The organism is Lacinutrix algicola, from assembly GCF_001418085.1.
GTDB lineage: Bacteria > Bacteroidota > Bacteroidia > Flavobacteriales > Flavobacteriaceae > Lacinutrix > Lacinutrix algicola.
Window position 1 is genome coordinate 1 of sequence record NZ_LIQH01000031.1, and the last position, 22,336, is coordinate 22,336.

16 protein-coding genes and 1 tRNA gene are annotated in these 22,336 nt (G+C 31.9%); 14 read left to right on the forward strand and 3 right to left on the reverse strand.

All coding sequences use genetic code 11. The features are described from left to right. The coding region (locus ASC41_RS06200) for a T9SS type B sorting domain-containing protein (protein WP_152971427.1) at positions 1-690 on the forward strand (690 nt) is incomplete at its 5' end. A gap of 396 nt (positions 691-1,086) precedes the next feature. On the opposite strand, the gene ASC41_RS06205 is transcribed toward ASC41_RS06200, so the two are convergent. Both ASC41_RS06205 and ASC41_RS06210 read right to left on the reverse strand, forming a co-directional pair. Next, positions 1,087-2,025 (reverse strand): calcium/sodium antiporter, encoded by a 939-nt coding sequence (locus ASC41_RS06205; protein ID WP_055435771.1) that lies wholly within the window; start codon positions 2,023-2,025, stop codon positions 1,087-1,089. 23 nt (positions 2,026-2,048) lie between these two features. Then, positions 2,049-4,034 carry an endonuclease gene (locus tag ASC41_RS06210; RefSeq protein ID WP_055435772.1) on the reverse strand — a complete coding sequence of 662 codons (1,986 nt, stop codon included), beginning with the start codon at positions 4,032-4,034 and terminating at the stop codon, positions 2,049-2,051. A gap of 556 nt (positions 4,035-4,590) precedes the next feature. Between ASC41_RS06210 and ASC41_RS06215 the strand changes: the two genes are divergently transcribed. From ASC41_RS06215 to ASC41_RS06245, 8 genes are all read left to right on the forward strand, one after another. After that, positions 4,591-4,740, forward strand: a complete 150-nt coding sequence (locus ASC41_RS06215) for a hypothetical protein (RefSeq protein ID WP_055435773.1) — start codon at positions 4,591-4,593, stop codon at positions 4,738-4,740. A 96-nt stretch (positions 4,741-4,836) separates the two neighbouring features. After that, positions 4,837-4,910 (forward strand) — tRNA-Arg (locus ASC41_RS06220). Positions 4,911-5,141: 231 nt separating this feature from the next. After that, positions 5,142-6,398, forward strand: a complete 1,257-nt coding sequence (locus tag ASC41_RS06225; protein WP_055435774.1) for a site-specific integrase — start codon at positions 5,142-5,144, stop codon at positions 6,396-6,398. A gap of 98 nt (positions 6,399-6,496) precedes the next feature. Next, positions 6,497-7,351, forward strand: a complete 855-nt coding sequence (locus ASC41_RS06230) for an RteC domain-containing protein (protein ID WP_055435838.1) — start codon at positions 6,497-6,499, stop codon at positions 7,349-7,351. Positions 7,352-7,362: 11 nt separating this feature from the next. Then, positions 7,363-7,491 (forward strand): hypothetical protein, encoded by a 129-nt coding sequence (locus ASC41_RS17240; protein ID WP_262494957.1) that lies wholly within the window; start codon positions 7,363-7,365, stop codon positions 7,489-7,491. 45 nt (positions 7,492-7,536) lie between these two features. Continuing rightward, a complete protein-coding gene (locus ASC41_RS06235; RefSeq protein WP_055435775.1) occupies positions 7,537-7,809 on the forward strand; it encodes a helix-turn-helix domain-containing protein in 273 nt (90 codons plus the stop codon). Between the two features lie 290 nt (positions 7,810-8,099). Next, positions 8,100-8,474: a hypothetical protein gene (locus ASC41_RS17115; RefSeq protein WP_241489636.1), complete on the forward strand. Its 375-nt coding sequence runs from the start codon at positions 8,100-8,102 to the stop codon at positions 8,472-8,474. A gap of 38 nt (positions 8,475-8,512) precedes the next feature. Then, positions 8,513-9,196 carry a P-loop NTPase family protein gene (locus ASC41_RS06245; RefSeq protein ID WP_055435777.1) on the forward strand — a complete coding sequence of 228 codons (684 nt, stop codon included), beginning with the start codon at positions 8,513-8,515 and terminating at the stop codon, positions 9,194-9,196. Between the two features lie 253 nt (positions 9,197-9,449). Here ASC41_RS06245 and ASC41_RS06250 read toward each other — a convergent pair whose 3' ends face one another. Then, positions 9,450-9,776 (reverse strand): low molecular weight phosphatase family protein, encoded by a 327-nt coding sequence (locus ASC41_RS06250; RefSeq protein WP_055435778.1) that lies wholly within the window; start codon positions 9,774-9,776, stop codon positions 9,450-9,452. A gap of 109 nt (positions 9,777-9,885) precedes the next feature. Here ASC41_RS06250 and ASC41_RS06255 point away from each other — a divergent pair, with 109 nt between their 5' ends. The 5 genes from ASC41_RS06255 to ASC41_RS06275 all read left to right on the forward strand — a co-directional run bounded on the left by ASC41_RS06255 (position 9,886) and on the right by ASC41_RS06275 (position 22,244). Then, positions 9,886-13,200, forward strand: coding sequence for an AAA domain-containing protein (locus ASC41_RS06255; protein ID WP_055435779.1), 3,315 nt, complete (start codon positions 9,886-9,888; stop codon positions 13,198-13,200). Further along, positions 13,200-14,024 (forward strand): hypothetical protein, encoded by an 825-nt coding sequence (locus tag ASC41_RS06260; RefSeq protein WP_055435780.1) that lies wholly within the window; start codon positions 13,200-13,202, stop codon positions 14,022-14,024. Before ASC41_RS06255 ends, ASC41_RS06260 begins: the two co-directional genes overlap by 1 nt. Positions 14,025-14,197: 173 nt before the next feature. Further along, positions 14,198-17,047 (forward strand): helicase-related protein, encoded by a 2,850-nt coding sequence (locus ASC41_RS06265; protein ID WP_055435781.1) that lies wholly within the window; start codon positions 14,198-14,200, stop codon positions 17,045-17,047. A gap of 2 nt (positions 17,048-17,049) precedes the next feature. Further along, on the forward strand, positions 17,050-21,879 hold the full coding sequence (locus tag ASC41_RS06270; RefSeq protein WP_055435782.1) for an Eco57I restriction-modification methylase domain-containing protein: 4,830 nt from the start codon (positions 17,050-17,052) through the stop codon (positions 21,877-21,879). Positions 21,880-21,881: 2 nt separating this feature from the next. Then, entirely contained in the window at positions 21,882-22,244 is a 363-nt protein-coding gene (locus tag ASC41_RS06275; protein WP_055435783.1) for a hypothetical protein, read from the forward strand. Positions 22,245-22,336: the final 92 nt, after the last annotated feature.

Here is a 22,336-nt window from a genome sequence, read left to right on the forward strand (position 1 = left end):
GCATTATATACTTTTGAATGGAACTTAAACGGAACCGTTTTACCAGGAGAAACAGCAGAGTTTATAGAGCCAGCTGAAGGTGGTACTTATGGCGTTGTAGCAACAGATATTGGAACAGGATGCTCAAGTATTGAAGTGAATACTTTAGTAACAGTTAGCGAGCCACCAGTAGTAACATCGGAAATAACAACATTAGCTTTTGCCGATCAGCATGATGTAGTAATCACTGCCACAGGAACAACAGCTACTTCAATAGCAGTATACGAGTTTAGTATTGATGGCGGAAGCTGGGAACTAGGAACGTTAAATGCAGCAGGAGAGTATACATATACTTTTACAAATATTGAAGCAGGAGAACATATTGTAACGGTAAGAGATACGGTAGGTTGTGGAGAAACAACACATCCAGTAATGATTATGGACTACCCATTATACTTTACACCAAATGGAGATGGTTACCACGACACATGGAATGTTTACAATATTGGAACACAGCCAGACGCAGTAATTTACATCTTCGATCGTTACGGTAAACTGTTAAAACAATTAAGTCCAACAGGAGCTGGATGGGATGGTACTTACAACGGTAACCCAATGCCAACAAGTGACTATTGGTTTACTTTAGAATACAGAGAGCCAAGTACGGACGAAAAGAAATCGATACGTAAGCACTTTACTCTGAAAAGATAAAAAGAATACTAGTTATTAAATAGAAAAAGCCTGAACGAAAGTTCAGGCTTTTTTTTATTTAGAATATAAGAGGAGACTTAATTACTAAAAGTTAGGGGATGTAATAGAATAGCACCTATTAAAATTAATAGGTGCTATTCTATTTAGAAATAGGTGACTGATTAAGTTGTTCAGTTTGTATAAGATATTGGAGTAGGAGTATGCTATTTGAGTAAGCATGCGTTAAGGATAGAAACGGCATCCTTTTTTATTATAAGCACGGAATAAGAAAATAAAGAGTGTTCTATTTTATAAATGAATGCTAATAAAGTGGTATGTATAAAAAAGATATAGTGTAGAGCCTGACCAAGACAATGCTTTTTTTAAGCATGTCTTGGTAACGCCATTATAATAAGATTATTTAAAAGAAAAATATAAGAATAAGCAATAACCTAAAACAAGTAGTAAGCCTTTGTATCTGCTTATTTGCATGAATTTAGGTATTAGTATTAATACAATAAGAATAGCAGAGAACCCAATCATCCAGAAGATGTCGTTGTCTAATATTTTTGCATCTGTTATTGGGATGTCTTTAATTATAGAGGTTAGGCCTAGTACCGAACCAATATTAAAGATATTTGACCCAATTAAGTTTCCTAATGATAATGCTTTTTCTTGTTTTGCCGCTGCAATTATTGATGCTGCTAGTTCTGGTACACTTGTTCCAATAGCAATTACGGTTACAGCAATAACAGCATCGCTAACTCCAAGTGATGTTGCTAAGCTTTTTGCTCCATCGACTAACCATACAGATCCAAAATAGAGAGCTGTTGCTCCAATAAGTAGCCAAATTAGAATTTTATAGTTAGATACTGTTGCAAGTACATCGCTAACATCTTCGGATTCTGCATCGGATTTAGAGTTTCTTATTAAGACAACTATAAATACTACTAAGCAGATAAACAGTATAATTCCTTCTATACGTGTTAACATACTATCATTTGCTAGAAAGTAATAAAGAAGAAATGAAAAGAATAGCATTACAGGCCAATTAAGCTTATAAAAAGATTTATCTACAGCTATTGGTCCTAATAGTGCGGTGATACCTAAAACGAGTCCTATATTAGCAATATTTGAGCCTACGACGTTGTTAATTGCAATTGCAGGTGCATTATTTAATGCAGCTTGTAAACTCACTAATAATTCTGGTGCTGAAGTTGCAAAAGAGACAACCGTCATACCAATAACCATTTTTGAAATATTTAGTTTAAAAGATAAAGCGATTGATGCTTTTACTAAAAAATCTCCTCCTACTACTAAAAGTATAAGTCCTAATATAACCCAAAGTATACTCATGAAATATTTTTTTTGTGAAGTTACTATTTAACTATAAACTTTTTTGTTTCTGTTCTGTCTTGAGAAGTAATTTTTGCAAAATAGACTCCACTTGACAATTCTAAATTAAAAGGAGTATTATTTTTAAGTGTTTTAGAATCTAATTTTCTACCTTCTGAAGAATAAATTACAACTTTATACTCGTTGTTTTTTCCTGAAATAAAGAGTTGATTATTTACTGGATTTGGATATAGTTTTATAGTTTCGATTTCAAAATCTGTAACGCTTAAACTGTTAGTCCACGTATCTCCAACGTTATCTCCCCAAATGTATTCTACTAGATCTGGTTGGTCTATAAAAGGATTTCTGTTTATTTGCCATTGGTAAACAACGTTGTTTCTGTTCATTTCAAAATCATCTGGAGGATCGTTTCTGTGCCAGTCTAATAAAGTTGCTAGATCTCCCATTTGTCCTGTAGTAGTTGGGAATCCGTTTTCAATGCTTAAACCATTGTATCTTATTTGCATGTACAAAACACTTCTTGCTACATCTCCTTTAAAACTTCCTGCTGTTCCTGTTGGGCCATTGTATTCTCCGTAATGCTTATTGTTTCTTGAGCTATTTTCAGGTCCGTCTGCAGCTCTTAATGCATGAGCATCACTGTTACCATGTCTTAATGAGTCGGCTTTTGTTGTCCAGAAAATATCTTTTCCATCTCTTTCATCATCTAAATCAATACTATTGTATCCAGCTAAAGATCTTGGGAATGTGTGTTCTCTGTTCCAGGTTCCTATATTATTAGAGGTTGTTTGATAGTCTAATTTAGCACGACCTTCCTCTGTATATACTAACCAAACTTGATTGCTATTTGCTGGATTTTGGTCTGCTTCTTGTAAAATATCGATGATATCTGAATAGGTTTGTGCTCTAACAATTGTTGGATCTGCAATAATATCTTGTAAGGCCTGCTCTAGTGCTGCTCCAGATAAATTGTTTATACTATCGTAATAATCTGCAGGTTGAGTTCCTGTTACTATTCCAAAAGTGGGTGATAGTGGTGTGCCAAATGGTGCTACAACAAAATCGTTATCTATTACTCTGCGTTCTAAATTATTATTTAGCGGTAAATAACTAGTAGGTAAAGCAGATAATACTAATTTAAAGATTTCGTCGCCTTCATCGCTAGTATCATCAATAATGGTAATAGATGTTGTTACTGTATTTTGTCCTGTAGGAATTGTAACTTGAGTACTACCTGTAAAATCTGAAGTGTCAAATCCTCCATTATTTAATGAGAAATCTAAAACTAAATCTGAATCTACATTTTGTTCTGTTGTAAAAGTAATATCAAATGAATCTCCTTCATTAAAATGAACATCGTTAACAGTAGTTAAAACGCCATTTAAAACAATTCCTGAGCCATCATTTAATGCTCTTGGTGTTGGAGTTGTAGATGTATAGGTTATGCTATTGGCATTGCCAAGACCATCATCAAAGCGTTGAATTGAGTTCGAGTTATTACCTGACCCTTCATTATATTGTGTAGTTAAACCTAATAAAGCCATTAAGCCAGTATCGTCTGAATCACTAGTGTCATATGCTAGAGCATCAACTAAGTTTGTTTGTGTAGCTAAAGTTCCTTCAGGAAAATCTGTATAGTCACCTAAATATAAAGCAACTGCATCTGCTCCGTTTTGAATAGAATTAGGAGATATTATTAACTGTGGAAAAGGTGTTAGGTTGTTGCTACCTATTAATAATAGGCCATTAATATCTGTAGTATATCCGTCTAAATCTAATGTTAAATAACTAGAGTCATTACCTGAATTTGAACCATTAAAAAAGACTAATACGTAACCATCTAAATTAAAATTTGGAGTTTCAGTTTTCAATTCTACAAACTCATGGTTGTCAATGTTGTTTCCATCAAAAGTTGTATCACAATCTAATTCGTTTATTACAACTGTCTGCGAAAAACATACTGAAATAAATAAAAAAGAGACTAAAACTAATGTTGATTTAATTTTCATACTATTATTTTTTTTTGCAAATATACGACTATAAGCTAATCAAAATTTGATAGTATAATTAATGATTAAGAATAAATAATAACGGAAACGTACTTTTTAATCATTTTTTTAATGAAAAGCCTCTTGCTTTTCTTCTTTTGCATAAAAAAGGCTCTACAGTTGTTTTAAATTGAAATGTTAATTGGGTTTTTGTGTTTTAAATTGAAGTTTGTGTTAAGGGAATATGTTTTAAAATGAAATGTTTTTAATCTGTTTAGTTATACAAGTAACGCGAATAGCATTAATTTAGATAGTATTGTTTGGTAGATAGTATTGAAAAAATATATATTCAACAAACAATCATGAAAATGACTGTTTTTATTAACCCTTAAACCAAACTATTATGCTAACACTTGCTGAAATTATTATTGATATTATATTATCAATATTCCTGTAACCATAAAATGTAAAACTTAGTCTAGAATAAGTTTTACTATTTTACAAAGTATTTGGCAGGCATTAATTAATAGTATAATTTTGAGGTCTCATAATAATAGTAGATTATTTTTATTGTATAATGAAGAAACAAGTATTTAAAATACTAGCCAAAATTAATAAGGCTATTTTACCAAGTTATACCAAAAAGAGATTAGATTTATCTAAAGCCACTAAACTGCAGATGGCTATTTTTGGTTGGAAACTATACATCACTAAAAATGCATTATGATAACTGGTTTGAGTGATTTTTTAAAATAAAATTATAATTTTCTCTTTTTCCTTTGTCTGTTCTATAAAAAGACATATATTTGCACCCACAAAAAAAGGCCTCGTGGCGCAACTGAATAGCGCACTTGATTACGGCTCAAGAGGTTACTGGTTTGAATCCAGTCGAGGTCACTAAAAAGAATATAAATTCTTACTAAAACCACTCAATCACTATGATTTGAGTGGTTTTCTGGTTTTTAAGCAATCATTTAATTTGATACTATTTCAACTTAAATGTCTGCTAATAGGTTAACACCTGTTCAAAGTGTCTGCTAAGCAGACACTTTGAAAAAGTAGTTTTGAAAAGAGTACAGTTGATTTGACTTTCGTTCTAACGATGTTTAATATCTAAAGACGACAACTATGCGCACAAAACACACGTTTTCAACATTCTTCTGGTTACAAACCACAAGAGCAATTAACAATGAAGCACTACTCTACATTAGAATTACTGTAGATGGAAAAAGAGTAAACCTTAGTTTAAAAAAGCGAGTTCCGGTTTCTTTATGGGATGCTAAAAAGAAAAAAGCCAAAGGAGGTTCTGCACAATCAAAACAAATTAATCTTTATATTGAGGAAGTTAGCACAAAACTCTTCCAAATCTATCAAGACTTAAAATTTAAAGAAGAGCTTATTACTGCTAAACTGATTAAGTCTCTTTATACTGGAGATAATCAAGAAAGCAAATCCTTAAAAAACATTTTTAGTTACCACAGTCAGAAGATTGCAAATACACTGGCATCTGGCTCCATAAGAAACTTTGGCATTACAGAAAATTATGTATTTAAGTTCCTGGAGAAGAAAAAAAGCACCACAGACATTTACCTCAATCAACTCAATTTTGAATTCCTAAGTCATTTCGAATTATTCCTTTGTGATATATGGCCAGTAGGCCATCCCAAAGCACTAAGTAATAATACTAGAATGAAACACATACAACGCTTACGAAAAGTCGTAACACTAGCCTATCACTTAGAATGGATTGACCGTGATCCTTTTGTAAGATGGAAAATGACTTACGACAAAACAAACAGAGAATTTCTTTCTGAAATCGAATTAAAAAATCTTGAAGACAAGGTTTTTATTTCAAAACGTTTAGATCGCGTGCGCGACCTATTTGTTTTTAGTTGTTATACAGGTATCAGTTATGTTGACATTATGAATCTTAAGCCTAATAATTTAGTAATTAGTATTGATGGAGGTAATTGGATAATGACTAAAAGACAAAAAACAGACACGATAGTTAAGGTTCCATTATTAGGGCAAGCATTAGATATTGTAAATAAATACAAAGACCATCCAAGTACTGCTATAAATGGTTCTTTATTACCCGTATTGACAAACGAAAAATTAAACGTATTCTTAAAAGAAGTCGCCAACTTCGTTGGCATCCAGAAAAACTTAACTTTTCATATGGCCCGTCATACGTTTGCCACGACTATTACTTTATCAAATGGAGTGCCAATTGAAACGGTTTCCAAACTGTTAGGTCATACTAAAATTTCAACTACACAGATATATGCCAGAGTGTTAGAGAGTAAAATAAGCACAGATATGAATGCGCTAAAAGACGTTTTACTAAACAAGGACAGAAAATTGAAAAACATAAAAACCTCATAAACAGATAGTTATTGGTTTTTCGATATTAATTCACTCATTTGTGTTTTGAAATAAAAAAGGTGTTGTATAGTTTGATGGGTAAATTCAAAAACCAACCTATGCAGCACATTGGCCAAATCATTCAGAAGTATAAAAAGCAAGTAGAACAAATTGAGCAGTCTAATCTAAGAAATCTAACCGTTTTAAATGACGGTCTAAATCTTTCGATTGACACATTAAATCAGTTGAGAAAAGAACTTAGAGCCAAGGAGCGCTTTATCAAACAAGGAGACGAAATTCATTTCTTCAAGACGGATAAACCTTTTATTAATGGTCGAATAAAATTCTTTTCAAAAGTGAGGCGATTTATTTTTGAAAAACCAAATGCTAGTATCGTGAAGCAAATTGATTACGCCATTGGTATGATAGATAAACTTGAGAAGCATAAAATGCGGAATTTAGAATTCTTTCAATACGCAAGACATTGCAATACTTCTTTAGATCATATTTATTTTGTTCGCGGAAACGATAAACTAGACTTTCCTGTAGACACTTCTCATTATTTTACAGATCCTGAGTTTTCAACCAGTCACGATAATCTAGCAGCTCAAGTAATTAGTTATGATTTATTATCCAATTATTACCAGCTCGAGCTTAAATCGCTGAGAAAGCAAAATGAAAATATAATTGTCGAAGAAATAAGTCCGGCAATTCTCAACGGACTATCCTGGACCGCTTCAAAAACAGATTTAGTAGAATTAATTTACGCATTACATAGTTCTGGAGCCATAAGAAATGGTCAAGCAGAAATCAGTAAAATGGCTGAAGTTTGCGCTACGTTGTTTAATATCAAACTCAACAATTTCTATAAAACCTATGCCGAAATCAAGAATCGAGAAAAGGACACCACAAAATTTTTAGACCAATTAAAAATGAGTCTTGAAAAACGAATAGACCTTGATAATGCTAAATAAATGCAATAACTATGAGCATAAAACAACAGCCTTTAAATGTTAAAATACTTCGGTACTACCCAACACATACCGAAGAAAACCATATAATTAGTATCAGCTTTGTAGAACGAAAGTCAAATCATATTAATAGCTACCATTAATAACGAAAGTTTGATTTGGTAGCTTTAACTAAAACACATTCTACAATGGCAACAGAAATTATTACTACAGATGATCTTTACGAATTCAAAGTGCAATTATTCGGAGAACTAAAAAAACTACTTACTGAAAACCCAAAAGCAACACCAAAGAAATATCTTAAATCTGCAGAGGTTATGGAAATGCTTCAAGTGAGTCCTGGAACATTACAAAATTTAAGAATTAATGGTACACTTCCCTACACAAAAATTGGAGGCATCATACTCTACGAGTATGAAGAAATATTAAAAGTACTCAAAGATAATCGTGTGGCTTCATAAGACATGTTTTGGCAGAAGTTAATTACATCAAGCACCTCAACGCAGTATTTAGTCTGTTCTCAAAAGACGGTAGACTCAATCCAACACATATTAGTTTATACCTCGCATTTTTTCAGGTATGGAATTATAATCGTTTTAGGAATAGTTTTCACGTTAACCGTGACGATATAATGAAGTTGTCTAAAATAGGTTCTAAGTCTACATACCATAGATGTACCAAAGAATTACATAATTATAAATACCTCATTTATGAACCATCACACAACCCATTCAAAGGATCAATTATTAAGATGCTCAAATTCGAGACAACCTCTGGACAAGCTCTGGACTTAGGTGTCCCAAATCAAGGACAAGCACTGGTACCTTCTAATAAACATATACAAACAATAGAAAACAGTTATAAACTACCTCAGCCTAAAAATGAAAATGAAGTTTTAGATTTTTTTAAAAAAGAAAAATGGCCAGAAATAGAAGCTCAAAAATTCTATAATCATTATTGCGCTATAGGTTGGAAAATTGGTGGAAAGATTAAAATTGAAAATTGGCAAGCTTCCGCCAAAAATTGGATCCTCAAATGTGAAGAATTAAAAACAGAAAAGGAAGTGTCCCAAAATCATGACAACCTACATACAGTAAGAAATAAAAATTATAACCAACCACTTTAGTTCTCGCGAAGGCGGGAATCTCATAAATGCATTCCAAGATGATAAAAACAACTAGCACATACAATCCTAAGCAACCACACATTCTTATTGAAGGCGCTACTCAATTCGAATTAGGCACTTTTGATGGTAAATCCATTGCTTATGATTTCCCTAAAATATTGAGGTATCTAGATGCAAAAGGGAAAATACTTTTCGGTAAGAATTTTAAAATCTACGAAGAGGATCACCAGTTATTACTTAAACTAGCAAGTTATTTTATCCAAGACCACGAATACTGCAAGAAACTAGATATCGACACGAGTAAGGGTATTTTATTATCTGGTCCTGTGGGCTGCGGAAAAACAACTTTAATGAGATTATTACCTTATTTAGTCCCACATAAGAAATCGTACAACTTTATACCGTGCCGGAATATCGTTTTTGGATTCAATGGTGTAGGGTTTAAATTAATTGAAGATTATAGCGATAACAAAGCATACTGCTTTGACGATTTAGGTGTAGAGCATATAGGCAGGCATTATGGAAAGGACTGTAACGTAATGGGAGAAATACTAATATCAAGATATGAGGTGTTTAAGCAAAAAGACATCTTAACTCATATTACCACTAATCTCAATGCAGAAGAACTTCAAGAAAAATATGGAGAGCGTATAAGGTCACGGATGCGTGCAATGTTCAATTTAATAAGTTTTCCATCAAATAGCTATGATAAACGCAGTTGAATATTCAATAAAGCTACTTTGAAAAATAAAAATGTACGAGCAGATGTTAAGCTTGATCAGTTTTTCTGCAAATTGTAAAAACAAACGCAGTTGAAGATTTATTCTAACAGTTTAAATAATAGAAATGGTGAGAAAATAATTTACGTGTGGCAAAAGAATAATGTTCATTTTTCTCTACTGTTCAGTGACACTGAACACCACTATTTATTGAACACAGAACCATTATGTATTCAAATCATAACCAATATTAATTCTAAAAAACAACCTTCTCCTCAAGTAGCGTAATCAATTCACCATCATAGTATTTATAAATATCAGGGATATCCAATACTATAATATTTGAGTAATACCTAGAGCCTGTATGCTTCTGTATTTGTTCAAGATGTCTTTTTTCCATGACATAAACTACGGCAGCCCATTCTAATAAATCTTCAGTTAGTTCAGTGGTTCCTTCTTTTCTACAAATTTTAATATTAGTACCAGCACTCAAAAATTCGTGTGCATTATATTTTGAAGCAAAATAATCTTCAGCAGTCTTTGACCGCTGCTTATTGGCTGAACATATAAAAAGGACTTTCATATACTAACTTATTTAAGATTTTTTTTAAAGTAAATCAAATTGTAGGAAATTTAAAAATAAGATTTTTAACTTTAACAGATTATATCAATTTAAATACATTTATAGAATATTGAATACAATTGGCGAATTCCTAATCATACAAAATCTAAAACATTTTAATAATGAAATCAATCTTTGGCTGGCAGAAAGTAGTGACGGTTCAAGCTTTGAAATACTAACAATAAAAAGTGAAACACACAAAAAGCAGCAAGTAGAAAGGATTTTAAAAAATGAAATACAATTCCTTTCTAAAAAAGATATTCCTGGTATTCAAAAAATAGTTCAAGTAGACTTCGATGAGACTCAAGATCATCATTTTGTAGTGTATGAAGGTGGCTCTAATTTTGAATACTCAGATGAATTAAGTATAGAGAATCTAATTCAAGTATTAAAAGGACTTGATCATTTAAAAAAAGGCAATCGATTTGGTTATTATATAGCTCCAGATGCACTATCACATAATTTGGATGAAGCAAGACTGCGCTTTGTCGGGCTGTATGATGTTTTTAAATTGTATAATCTACTTGATAATCAATATCTGGCACCTGAAGTAATAGATGGGAATAAGCCTAACTTTCAATCAGACATATATTCAATCTTCAATCTTTTTAAGTCAATTGTTGAAGACTGTAATAATGAAACTATAGAATCTATTTTCACCAAAGCGCTATCTAAGCAAAGAATAGAAAGGTATAGAAATTACGGAGAAGTGATTCTTTTATTAGAGCAAACTCTAAAACCGATTAGAAACAATACTGCTATCAAAATAATTGTAAAAGATGAGTATAGGGAATCTTTTAAACCAGTTTTGGAAGAAATGAATAGAAGTTGTTTTCTTAAGTTAAATGAACAGCTAACTAAAGAAAAACGACAAATCACAGGCCAGTTTGCGACCGGAAATTATGGTGGTCGATTTTTCGTTAATGGTGAAGGATACATTTTTGTTTTGGCAAATAAAATCAGTACACCTCATCACACGATCTCAGAAAATGGTTTTTTAAGTCCTTACGGCTTTAGTTTTGAGCCCTTACAATACATGAATTGCTTTGATTTTTTCAAAATTAATTGGCAAGAAACAAATCAATTAGCAAGACTCAATAAAGCAAAATCTAGTAATCTTAAGAAATGGCAAACACTTCCAAAAATGGAACGTGAATTTATAGAAGAAAAAGCCTTTAAAGCAAAATACACGAAATGTAATGTTAGCAAAACTAATAACACAAATCTGGTATTCACTCTAACAAAAGGGTTTAAAAACTGGGAACAAATTAAAGTGCTTAAGCGTAACGAAGTCAAACTTATTATCGACGATAATGAAATAGGAAAAATTCATGATTACAATCAAGGTACCGATACACTTATTATTAAAGATGCGTACCTAACAATCGAAGAAATTCCAAAGACAGGTGAACTCATAGAAGATGTCAAGATAGAAACCAGTCAGTATAAAAAACAAGTAGAAGCTTGCGAGAAATTCGTGAATAGGGATGTTGTAAATCCTGACCTATGCACCATTTTGGCTACGCCAGAAAATGTTCCAGAATTCAACCACATACCTTTAGAATATCAAGATTTTGAGAACGAAGTGTTTAATCCGTATTTAAAAACAGATGACACACAAAGAGAAGCTGTTCTAGAAGCATTACATCGCAAACCTATTTACCTTATCCAAGGACCTCCAGGCACTGGAAAAACAACAGTAATTGTAGAGCTGATACAACAAATAATTAAAAGAAACTCCAATGCAAAAATTTTAGTAACCTCACAATCTAATCTTGCTGTAGATAATGTTTTAGAACGTCTTTTACCTACTGATATTCTTTTTATGAGACTAGCAGCTAGTGAAGACCGTATTTCTGAAAGTATTAAAGAGCATTCATTTTATACAAAACTGAGCAATTGGGTTACTAACACTCAAAAGCTAAGCGAGCAGTATCTCGATTCTCAAATAACGACTTCTAAAGTGGACAAGGCACTTTTAAAGTTTTATAAGTCGTACTTAAATGTAAAAGCAGACAAAAAGAGAGATTTTAACGACTTTCAAAACCTATTAAAAATTCAAAATCGCTATGTTAAAGGCTTTTTTGAAAACGCCAAAAACTTTAAGGAGGTTGACAAAATATTTGATGCACAAATACAGACCAAAACTTCGAAGCTTCAATCGATAAAACAAGAGTGGTTTGCTTTTCTAAATAATGCACAAACACCTGCAGATAAAAACAAGAAGCAATCCATGATAAATAACGGATCTGAGGAAATCGATTTACAAACGGCACTACTTAAATCTACAAATGTTATTGGTGCTACTTGCATACATATTGCTAGTGGTCAATACAATGATATCGATTTTAATTTCGATTATGTAATAATGGACGAAAGCAGCAAAGCAACTCCTGCAGAAAATCTTGTGCCTATTAATATGGGACAGAATATAGTATTAATTGGTGACCATAAACAATTGCCTCCTGTCATTACAAGAGAAAATGCCGTAAAGAAAAAAATTAAAATTGAGCTGGAAGACGATGGTTTAGACATGGAAAAAGAATATGGTGAAAGCTTGTTCGAAAAACTAATTTTAGAATTTGAACAAAACCCTAATCTTCAAAACAATATAAAAATGTTAGACATACAATACCGTATGCCTAGACAATTAGGAAACCTCATCTCTAAAAATTTCTATAAAGAGAAACTTAAAAATCCTGATATCACTATTCTACCTGACTATGATCAAGACAAAAATCACGGCTTAAAACTAAGTAAACCGAATACTAAATTTATAGATGTGGTTACTAAAAAGGAAATTGAAGCGCCTACTTCTGTGATAATGATAAGTACATCTAACGCAGAAAGCCCTTATGATAATGATAATAAGTTTAAACGCTCAAATAACTGCAATAAAGACGCTATCAAACAAATCTTAGCAGAAATCAACAAACAATATCCTAATAATATAAATGAGGAAGAACCTAAAACAATTGGTGTTATTGCAGGTTATAGAGGTCAAGTAGAACTACTAGAAAAAAGTATAGATGTTAAGAAATATAAAAACTTCAATACTATTAATCCTAATGGAAGAAAAGAATCATTAATAGATATAAATACAGTCGATAAGTTCCAAGGAGCAGAAAGAGATATTATAATATACGACATTGTTAAAAGTAGTAAAGGAAAATCTAACATTGGGTTTTTAGACGATTATCGTAGAATAAACGTCGCATTCTCTCGTGCTAAAAAGTTACTCATTATTGTAGGAGACAGCGAATATATTTTAAAGAGAGCAACACTAAACCCTAAAAGTAAGTTCGAAGAATTTAAACTAAAAACGATCGTTGCAGACTTGCAACAGCAAGGTGTAATTGTTAACCAATTAAAAGAGCTTTTATAATGAGTAAGACAGTTGAGTTCAATCCAAAATACAAAAACATATTCAATCAGTTTAAAGACAATCATATTGAATATGAATTAACTAATATTTTTGAAATACTACTCCCTTTCTGGGAATGTACTAAAAACATCGTAGCAGAAACCGAAACAGATATTGATCGTTTTAGTCAAATCATACTGCAAACCATAGATGCTAATATAACCTCACATAAAGAAATATGTGCTTTTCTAGGTATTAAAGAAGAATCCTTTGTAACGGTGCAATTTCATTTTCTAATTAAAAATGAAATGATAGTCGAAAGTATTATAGATAATGAAACACACTATAAAATAACTTACGACGGTAAAGCATTTCTGCAAAAAAAGAAAAAACTAAAATCTTTAGAAACCATACCATTCCGGTTCAAGTATAACGATATGTTACAATCTTTTTTCAATCCAGATATAGCAATCGATCAAGAAAGAGATAAGAAAAAAAACTTAAAAAAAGCAACAGAATACAAATTACTAGAAACACGTCGTCTTGATTATAAAATTATAGAGATAAAACACAACAACAAACCTTATAAAATCAATACTTTAGAATTAGCGACTTTCTTTAATCAGCAGTATCCTAACCTATCTTTTTTCGACGAAGAAACAAATAAAATAGAAGCACACAGACGTTCTATCTCATTTCTGGCAATAGAATATACAGATGTTATGGGTGTAAAACGCTATGATATTAGAAGACATAAAAAAACTGTACACAAATTTGATAAAAATGATTTGGAAGAAAACTTGTCTAAATATGTAACAGGTTATTTTGCTAAGTTTCCTTTATAATTAGGAAATAGTATAGCATAAATAGTAAATCACATATTTACTTTTTATGCTACTTTTTTTTTATATCTTTAAATCTCCCTAATTACAATTGAAATGGCTCATAAAGAACCAAATTTAATTGTAATATTTTTTTTAACAAAAGCACTAGTTTTAATAAAAGATATTAATCGTTAATGAATGTAAAATCCATAGCTGTAGGTCAACGAATCACAACAAGAGGAGAAGATTTTTTAATAACAAACATAATAAATAACTCTGATGGCAGCCAGTTACTAGATGTTGAAGGAATAAGTGAACTCGTTAAAGGAATGCGTTTCGCTTTTGATACCAAAATCGATAGTGAAATAAAAGCAGTAGATCCTAACGACACTAAATTTATTGCGGATACAGAAAGCGGTTACAGAAAATCCAAATTATATATTGAAACACATATCAGGAATTCCACAATTTATTCTGATAAAATAACCATTGCAACAAAAGCAGCATTTAATGTTGCAGAATATCAATTAACACCAACATTAACAGCTTTACAATTACCAAGACCTCGTTTATTAATTGCTGATGGAGTAGGTTTAGGAAAAACAATTGAAGTCGGAATTTTCATCACAGAAATGATGAAAAGAGGCAAAGGTAAACGAATCATGGTGTTGGCTTTAAAGTCTATTTTAGGGCAATTTCAACAAGAACTATGGAACCGTTTTGCTATTCCACTGGTTAGATTAGATAGTGAAGGAATTGCTAAAATTAAAACGCAACTTCCTGCAAACAAAAATCCATTTGATTATTACGACAAAACAATAGTTTCGATAGATACTCTAAAGAACAATGCTAAATTCAGGCATTATATAGAAAAATCACAATGGGATATCATCGTTATTGATGAATGCCATACTGTAGCTAATAGTCAGAGTCAGCGAGGTGATTTAGCACAATTTTTAGCAAAACAATGTGAGTCTTTAATTCTAACATCTGCAACACCTCATAATGGTAAAAAAGAAAGTTTTGCTAATCTAATTAACATGATTGAACCGACTGCCATTCCTAAAAGTGGTAATTATACTAATGAAGATGTAAAACCGTATTACGTAAGGCGTTTTAAAAATGACATAAAAGAAGATACGGTTAGAGCAAACTTTCAAGATCGTGAAATCATTCGATTAGAAACAGATTTATCTTCAGAAGAATTGGCTTTTTTAAGATATCAGCAAAATTTAAAAATACAAGGATTAGGAGCCTTAAGAAGAGGGAAGTCAAAAGATGACTTATTATTTTCTATAATGATATTTAAATCTTTCATGTCTTCTCCTTTTGCAGCTTTAACGTCTATAAATAATAGAATTAATAAAGTAGAGGAGTTAGGTCTTAAATCAAAAAAATTCGAAGATAGCCTTGAAGTTTTAGAAGAATTAAAAACCTATTTAGAAGATATTCTTAAAGCTAAAGAAGATAGTAAATATAAAAAGTTCAAAAAAACCTTATTAGATTTAGGTTGGTCTGGTAAAAAGAAAGACGACCGATACGTGGTTTTTGCAGAACGAATTGCAACACTAGATTATTTAAAAGAAAATTTAATCAGAGATTTTGGACTAAAAGATGAGGCAATTCAATCGTTTAGTGGTTCAGATACAGATGTTGAGCAACAGCACATTATAGAAAACTTTGGTAAAGAAGATAGTACTGTTCGTATTTTGTTATGTTCAGATGCTGGTTCACAAGGTGTGAATTTACATTACTACTGTAATAGAATGTTTAATTACGACATTCCTTGGTCATTGATTACGTTAGAACAACGAAACGGACGTATAGATCGTTATGGTCAGAAAAAAACACCTTTCATCTATTACTTAGTTGGTAAAACGGAAGATGAAGCCATCAGAACAGATTTACACATCATAAATAATCTAACCAAAAAAGAAGAAGAAAAACACAAAACTTTGGGTGACATTGGTTCTATTATGCAATTGTACAATGCTAAAGAAGAAGAATCTAAAGTAATCAAGGCAATTGAAGATCAAAATAAAGACTTCCTAGAAGAATTAGAAAATTTCGATTATGGCGCTGCTTTTATAAGTGAGGACGACACTACCAATGCTACAATAACTGACAATCCTTACGAAAAACAGTTAACTATATTTAATAGCGATTTCACGTATTACAAAGCACTTTTCAATCAGTTAAATGGTGATGGCTTAATGAACGCTAAAGACTTTTCTTTTTACGAGGAAGATGAATTTTTAGAATTGAACAATACAAAAGAACTCGATAAAATTTTATACGATTTACCTTCAGAATCCAAACCAAAAGTAAACGAGTTTTTTAAGCTTACCACTAATAAAGATTTAGTTCAGCAATCCATTGAAAATGCTCGTAAGAAAACAGACGAATGGGCAGAGTTTCAGATCTTGTTTGATTTGCATCCAGCCATTAAATATTTCATGACCAAGTTAGAAGCTAGTGTTCCAAAAAATGAAGCATTAGCAGCTAAATTAAGTACAAAATTACCTGAAAATAGTGCTTGGTATATTCTACAAGGTCAAGTATCTAATAATTTGGGGCAGCCTGTTATTTCAGACTTTTTTGTGGTAGGTGTTTCAGAAGCTAAAGTAACAAAATGTATTCCCATACTAGAGTTTTTAGAAGCCTATAAGCTACAAGAAGAATTATTTAATGAGCACATAACGAAAGAAGAGTTAAATGCCTTACATGATAGTTTACCTGTTGCAATAGAATTTGCACAACAGAAACACATGAAAAGTTTACAAGGGAAACTCTCTTCTAGCATGTTTGAAGAAATGGTAAAGCATGAAGAAAAGATAATGAAATGGCAAGCAGCTTCTTTAGAACAATTGGAAGTTAAATTTGAAAACACAGCCGACACAAATTTCATGAAGAATAAAAAGGAAAAAGAATTAGTTGAAATAAATTCAATTACATCAAACTCAAGTCAATATTTAAATAATGTAATGAGATTGGCAGACCAGGAAGCATATATTAAAGTAATGGCAGTATTTTTTAACGCATAGGCATGATTAAATTTATAGACAACATAGGCGATTTTTTTGCTACCAATTATTTCGATGAAGATTTCGTTAAAAAAGTGCATGCCAAATCTGGTTATAGTGCGGAAGATCAAAAAGAGCTTCAAAAAAGAATCAGTCCTTTAAAAGATAAATATTTTAAGTACAAGCAATCTATTATAGAAGGTCGTTTACGTACCAAAGATAAAATATACGAAACGCATCAATTTCACACAAAGTTGTTAAATGCTTTAGGTTTTGATGGAAATCATCATGAATATAACGAGCCGTTTCATTTTAGTGAAACAGAAGTATTACCTGTACGTCATAAACTCTATCGTGGAGATAAATTGCACATGATGGTGATGGAAATGCAGACTTTAATTAAAGATGGGGAAGATGAGCCTGGTGGTTTATTTGATCAGCGTTATAATATAGAGGATGAAGAGATTACAACTAAAGAGCAAAAATACCACAGATCATCATGGAGTAGAATCTTCAAGGTAAAAGAAGAATTTAAGATTTCACCAGTTATTATCAACAAAGCCATTTCGCAACTATGTTTGTTAGATCAAAAAGAGCGTCCACAGTATATTTTATTATTAGCAGGAAATGTGGTCTTTTTAATAGATGTAGAAAAATGGTTTAGAGGTTCGTATCTATATTTCGATTTAGAAGAGTTCTTTTCTGAAGCTACAATAACACGTTCCTACTATTCACTATTCTATTTATTATTATCTAAAGAGATGTTGTCTCCAGATAGTGATATGGTGTTAATGGACCAGTTAGAAGAAGACAGCCATAAAAGCGCTTATGAAGTTACCAAAGATTTAAAAGAAGGTATTATTCACGCAGTAGAAGCATTGGCTAACGAAGCTATTTATTATAGGAAGAAAGTGCTTTCGGAAGAGTTTGATGAAACCGATGATGATTTTGAAGCCCAAGTTAAAGACGATTGTTTGAGTATTGTGTATCGATTGTTATTTGTGTTTTATGCAGAATCTAGAGCAGATTTAGACATTCTTCCAATTTCCGATAGTGTATATCAAAAAGGATATTCGTTAGAAATGTTGCGAGATCTAGAACAAGCACAATTAATTACAGACCATAGTTTAAATGGCTATTTCTTTCACGAATCTTTACATCAATTATTTCAATTGATGAGTGCTGGATATCGTGAAAACGAAAACGGAAGCAACAAAAGTTTTAGAATCCGCCATATCGATTCGCCTTTGTTTGATGATGAAAAACTTAACCAATTAAAAGGCGTTAAGTTTAGAAACTATGTTTGGCAAGATGTAATTTGTCAATTATCGCTTTCGCGAAAGCAAAAAGGAAAAGCAAGAGGTCGTATATCTTATGCCAATTTGGGTATTAACCAATTGGGATCTGTTTATGAAAGTTTACTGGCCTTTAGAGGTTTTTATGCCGAACAAGATTATATAGAAGTCCATCCAAAAAACAAACCGAAAGAAGATACCTTATTAGTGCCACGTAAACGACGTAACGATTTTGATGATGCTGAGGTTTTAAAAGAAAAGGACAATAAAGAAGTCATTATACCAAAAGGACAATTTGTATACCGTTTAAGTGGTAGAGACCGTCAAAAATCGGCATCGTATTATACTCCAGAAGTATTAACGCAATGTACCGTAAAATATACGCTAAAATCTATTTTAGAAAAAGTAGAAAGTGGAGAAATGAAAGCACTAGAGTTGTTAGAACTCAAATTGCTAGAACCTGCAATGGGTGCAGCAGCGTTTCATAACGAGCTCATTAACCAATTGGCAGAGGCCTATTTAAGCCACCGCCAAAAAGAACTCAAGCAAAAAATATCTCCAGAAAAATTTAGAGAAGAATTACAAAAAGTAAAAGCCTACATCGCTACCAATAACACCTATGGAGTCGATTTAAATCCAACAGCTATTGAGTTGGGTAAACTCTCATTATGGCTAAACGTGATCCATAAAGATATGGAAACACCGTTTTTTGGCTACCGTTTAGGGGTTGGTAATGCAGTAGTTGGTGCTTGGTTAAAAGTTTATAAAAAGAAATCTATTATTGTAGAATTCCCAAAAACAGGAACCACAGCACAACGTAATAAACCTATTAAAAAAGAATGGTGGGACAAAGCACCAAAACACCTGCATTTTAAACCTAATGATGCTTTACAACGTAAGGACGATGAAATCTATCATTTCTTACTGCCAGATAAAAACATGGTACCTTCTGCTGGTATAAAATTATTGAAAAATGAGTTTGATACCGAAGCAACACATATAAGAAATTGGAAAAGCGATTTTTGTGCACCTATAAATGGCGATGAGTATAACCGTTTACAAAAACTCTCTAAAGCCATAGACTTATTATTAGAAGAACACTATAAGTTTCAAGCAAGTATAAATGCGCAAACAAAAATGAAAGGAGGCTTTTTTGGTGCTTATGAAGATGAAGAACAAGGCCAATTTGGTTTACGTAGCTACGACGAAAAAGAACAATTAGCAGCACAACGTAACAATACAAACGCACCATATTACAAACTAAAATTAATAATGGACTATTGGTGTGCCTTATGGTTTTGGGACATGCGTGATGCTGCAGAACTACCAACACGCCAACAATGGTATGATGACATAGAAAAAATAATAAACATAGATTTAAGTTTATTAGAAGAAGCTGAGGTAGAGATTGAAGAAGAACTCGCACCAAAGCAAACATTAAAACAAGCAAGTTTGTTTGAAGAACCTGCAAACCAATACACTCTAAAAAGTTACCGTAAAGATAAAACAGCAACCCTGAAAAAATTAGGAGAAGCTTTACAAAGTAACCCAGACTCCTTATTTAAAAACGAGCGTAGTAAAATTGTAAACCAAATAGCTGATGAATACAAGTTTTTTCATAATCAATTAGAGTTTATAGAAGTGTTTAAAGAGCGTGGAGGTTTTGATGTGATAGCAGGGAATCCTCCTTGGTTAAAAATAGCATTTGATGAAAAGGGGTTAATGAGTGAGGTTTATCCTGAAATAGAGATAAGAAAAATTTCAGCATCAAAATCAAAAGAGATTCAGATCCAGTTTTTACTTTTGCAGAGACAAAAAGAAGCATTTACTGAAGAACAAATTTTAATAGAGTCGTCTACGACTTTTATGAATAGTTCTCAGAATTACCCGAAATTATTGGGACAACAAACTAATTTATATAAATGTGTCTTAGAAAACAGTTTTTCATTACTTTCGGAATTAGGAAAACTAGGAATATTGCACCCAGAAAGTGTTTACGATGATAGTAAAGGTCAGAGTTTAAGAGAAGAGATTTATAGTCGATTAAATTACCACTTTCAATTCCAAAATCAATATATGTTATTTTCTGGTGTTGGACATAGATTTAAGTTTAGCATAAATATTTATGGAAGAAATAAACCAAATCCTGAATTTTACAGTATCAATAATCTCTTTCATCCAAGAACAATAGATGGAAGTTTTATTCACAATGGCATAGGTGTTTGTGGAGGTATTAAGGTTAAAAACTCTGAGGGTAAATTTGTGTGGAATGATACTCCCCATTTAAATAGAATATTAAAATATTCTAATGATGAACTTCTTGTTCTTTCAGAAGTATTTGAGAGTAACAAAAACTTTCAATCAACAAAGTTAACTTCTATACATAGTCGAGAGCTTTTAAGTGTTATCAAAAAATTTAATAATGTACCAACAGTAATTGGGGATTATGCAGTTGAGATTTCTACAGGGTTAGATGAGAACCAGTCTCAGCAAAAAAATATATTGCAACGAGAAACCAGATTCCCTAATCTTTCAGAACATGAGCTTGTCTACAGTGGGCCAATATTTTTTACAGGAAATCCAATATATAAAACACCTAGGGAGGTCTGTAAAGAAAAATCCAATTACGATGTAGTTGATTTAACTTTAATTAACGCCGAATATTTACCAAGAACTAATTATATACCGAGTGTCAATTTTATTAAATATTATAATTCAGAAGGAAGAATTGAATGGTTAGATTCGTATAAAGTTTTAACAAGTGGAAGAATAAATCAAATGGGAGAAAGAACTTTGCAATCTGCAATATCTATGCCTCATACTACTCACATTGATTCTATTACTTCCTTTAATTTTGAAACTGAAGAATTAAACCTTCTTTTATCAGGTGTGTTTTCATCATTACCATATGATTTTTTTATTAAAACGACTGGAAACCCAAGAATTCACAAGGCTACAGCAGTTACTTTTCCATTTGAGATCCCATATGAATTCAAAGAGCAATTGCTCCTTAGGACACTACTACTAAATGTCGTAAATACATATTATTCAAATCTTTGGGAAAGTAACTGGAATAGTAGCTTTAAACTAATTGAATGGAGTGTAAACGATGTTCGCTTAAAACCATTTGGTTCTTTAACTCAAAAATGGATGTGGGATATACCTTTTCGGAATCTCTTCGAGCGCAGACAAGCCTTGGTTGAAATTGACGTTATTACGTCTATGGCTTTAAATTTAACTCTAGAAGAGTTAATATTTATGTACAATGTACAGTTCCCAGTATTACAACAAAACGAAGACGATACTTGGTATGATACTACTGGTAATATTGTGTTTACCTGCTCTAAAGGTTTAACAGGCGTTGGTGTAGATAGACCTGTTTGGAATACTATTAAAGACCTAAAAGCAGGAGATTCCTACGAGCATACCATAGAAAAAAGTGAGTTATACAAAGGTAAAGTAATTACTTACCACGCACCTTTTGATAAATGTGATCGTGTAGAAGATTATAAAGTGGCTTGGGCGTATTTTGAGGAGGTATTTAATAAAAAACAATAGAGATGGAAGATAAAATATTTGAGGTTACATACGATGCAGAGTATCAAAAAGCAGAACACTTAAAAAACTTGGTAAAGTTGTTTTCTGAGTTTGAAACTCAATTTCGCTATACAAATAAGATAAAAGTTTCAATAAGAGAGTCAATTGTTTCTAACCCTAATTCCATTCCGGAAGATAGTGTGGAAATACTTGAAGAAGGATTAGAAATACGATGTGTTTTTCATGGTATTATAAATCGAGACGAAAAATTCCAACTTAGTGAACCACCAAACCTTTATCCACATATAAAAAGAAAGTTAGAAAAACTTTTAGAAGAAGATTTAGAAAAGTTTCAGGCTTTAAATAACAATGAAGAGGAAGAATAACTAAAAGGATTATTCATTATAAGATTATACTATTAAAAAGTAATGATAACAGCTGAAAACATTAAAACATAGCAGCATTGGATAATAATTTT

What these genes read in the sequence shown, in the direction of transcription:
- ASC41_RS06225 (WP_055435774.1), top strand. Translation starts at nt 5,142, where the DNA reads ATGCGCACAAAACACACGTTTTCAACATTCTTCTGGTTACAAACCACA.
- ASC41_RS17115 (WP_241489636.1), top strand. Translation starts at nt 8,100, where the DNA reads ATGCTCAAATTCGAGACAACCTCTGGACAAGCTCTGGACTTAGGTGTC.
- ASC41_RS06215 (WP_055435773.1), top strand. Translation starts at nt 4,591, where the DNA reads ATGAAGAAACAAGTATTTAAAATACTAGCCAAAATTAATAAGGCTATT.
- ASC41_RS06265 (WP_055435781.1), top strand. Translation starts at nt 14,198, where the DNA reads ATGAATGTAAAATCCATAGCTGTAGGTCAACGAATCACAACAAGAGGA.
- ASC41_RS17240 (WP_262494957.1), top strand. Translation starts at nt 7,363, where the DNA reads ATGAGCATAAAACAACAGCCTTTAAATGTTAAAATACTTCGGTACTAC.
- ASC41_RS06235 (WP_055435775.1), top strand. Translation starts at nt 7,537, where the DNA reads ATGGCAACAGAAATTATTACTACAGATGATCTTTACGAATTCAAAGTG.
- ASC41_RS06275 (WP_055435783.1), top strand. Translation starts at nt 21,882, where the DNA reads ATGGAAGATAAAATATTTGAGGTTACATACGATGCAGAGTATCAAAAA.
- ASC41_RS06250 (WP_055435778.1), bottom strand. Translation starts at nt 9,776, where the DNA reads ATGAAAGTCCTTTTTATATGTTCAGCCAATAAGCAGCGGTCAAAGACT.
- ASC41_RS06245 (WP_055435777.1), top strand. Translation starts at nt 8,513, where the DNA reads ATGATAAAAACAACTAGCACATACAATCCTAAGCAACCACACATTCTT.
- ASC41_RS06205 (WP_055435771.1), bottom strand. Translation starts at nt 2,025, where the DNA reads ATGAGTATACTTTGGGTTATATTAGGACTTATACTTTTAGTAGTAGGA.
- ASC41_RS06230 (WP_055435838.1), top strand. Translation starts at nt 6,497, where the DNA reads ATGCAGCACATTGGCCAAATCATTCAGAAGTATAAAAAGCAAGTAGAA.
- ASC41_RS06210 (WP_055435772.1), bottom strand. Translation starts at nt 4,034, where the DNA reads ATGAAAATTAAATCAACATTAGTTTTAGTCTCTTTTTTATTTATTTCA.
- ASC41_RS06260 (WP_055435780.1), top strand. Translation starts at nt 13,200, where the DNA reads ATGAGTAAGACAGTTGAGTTCAATCCAAAATACAAAAACATATTCAAT.
- ASC41_RS06270 (WP_055435782.1), top strand. Translation starts at nt 17,050, where the DNA reads ATGATTAAATTTATAGACAACATAGGCGATTTTTTTGCTACCAATTAT.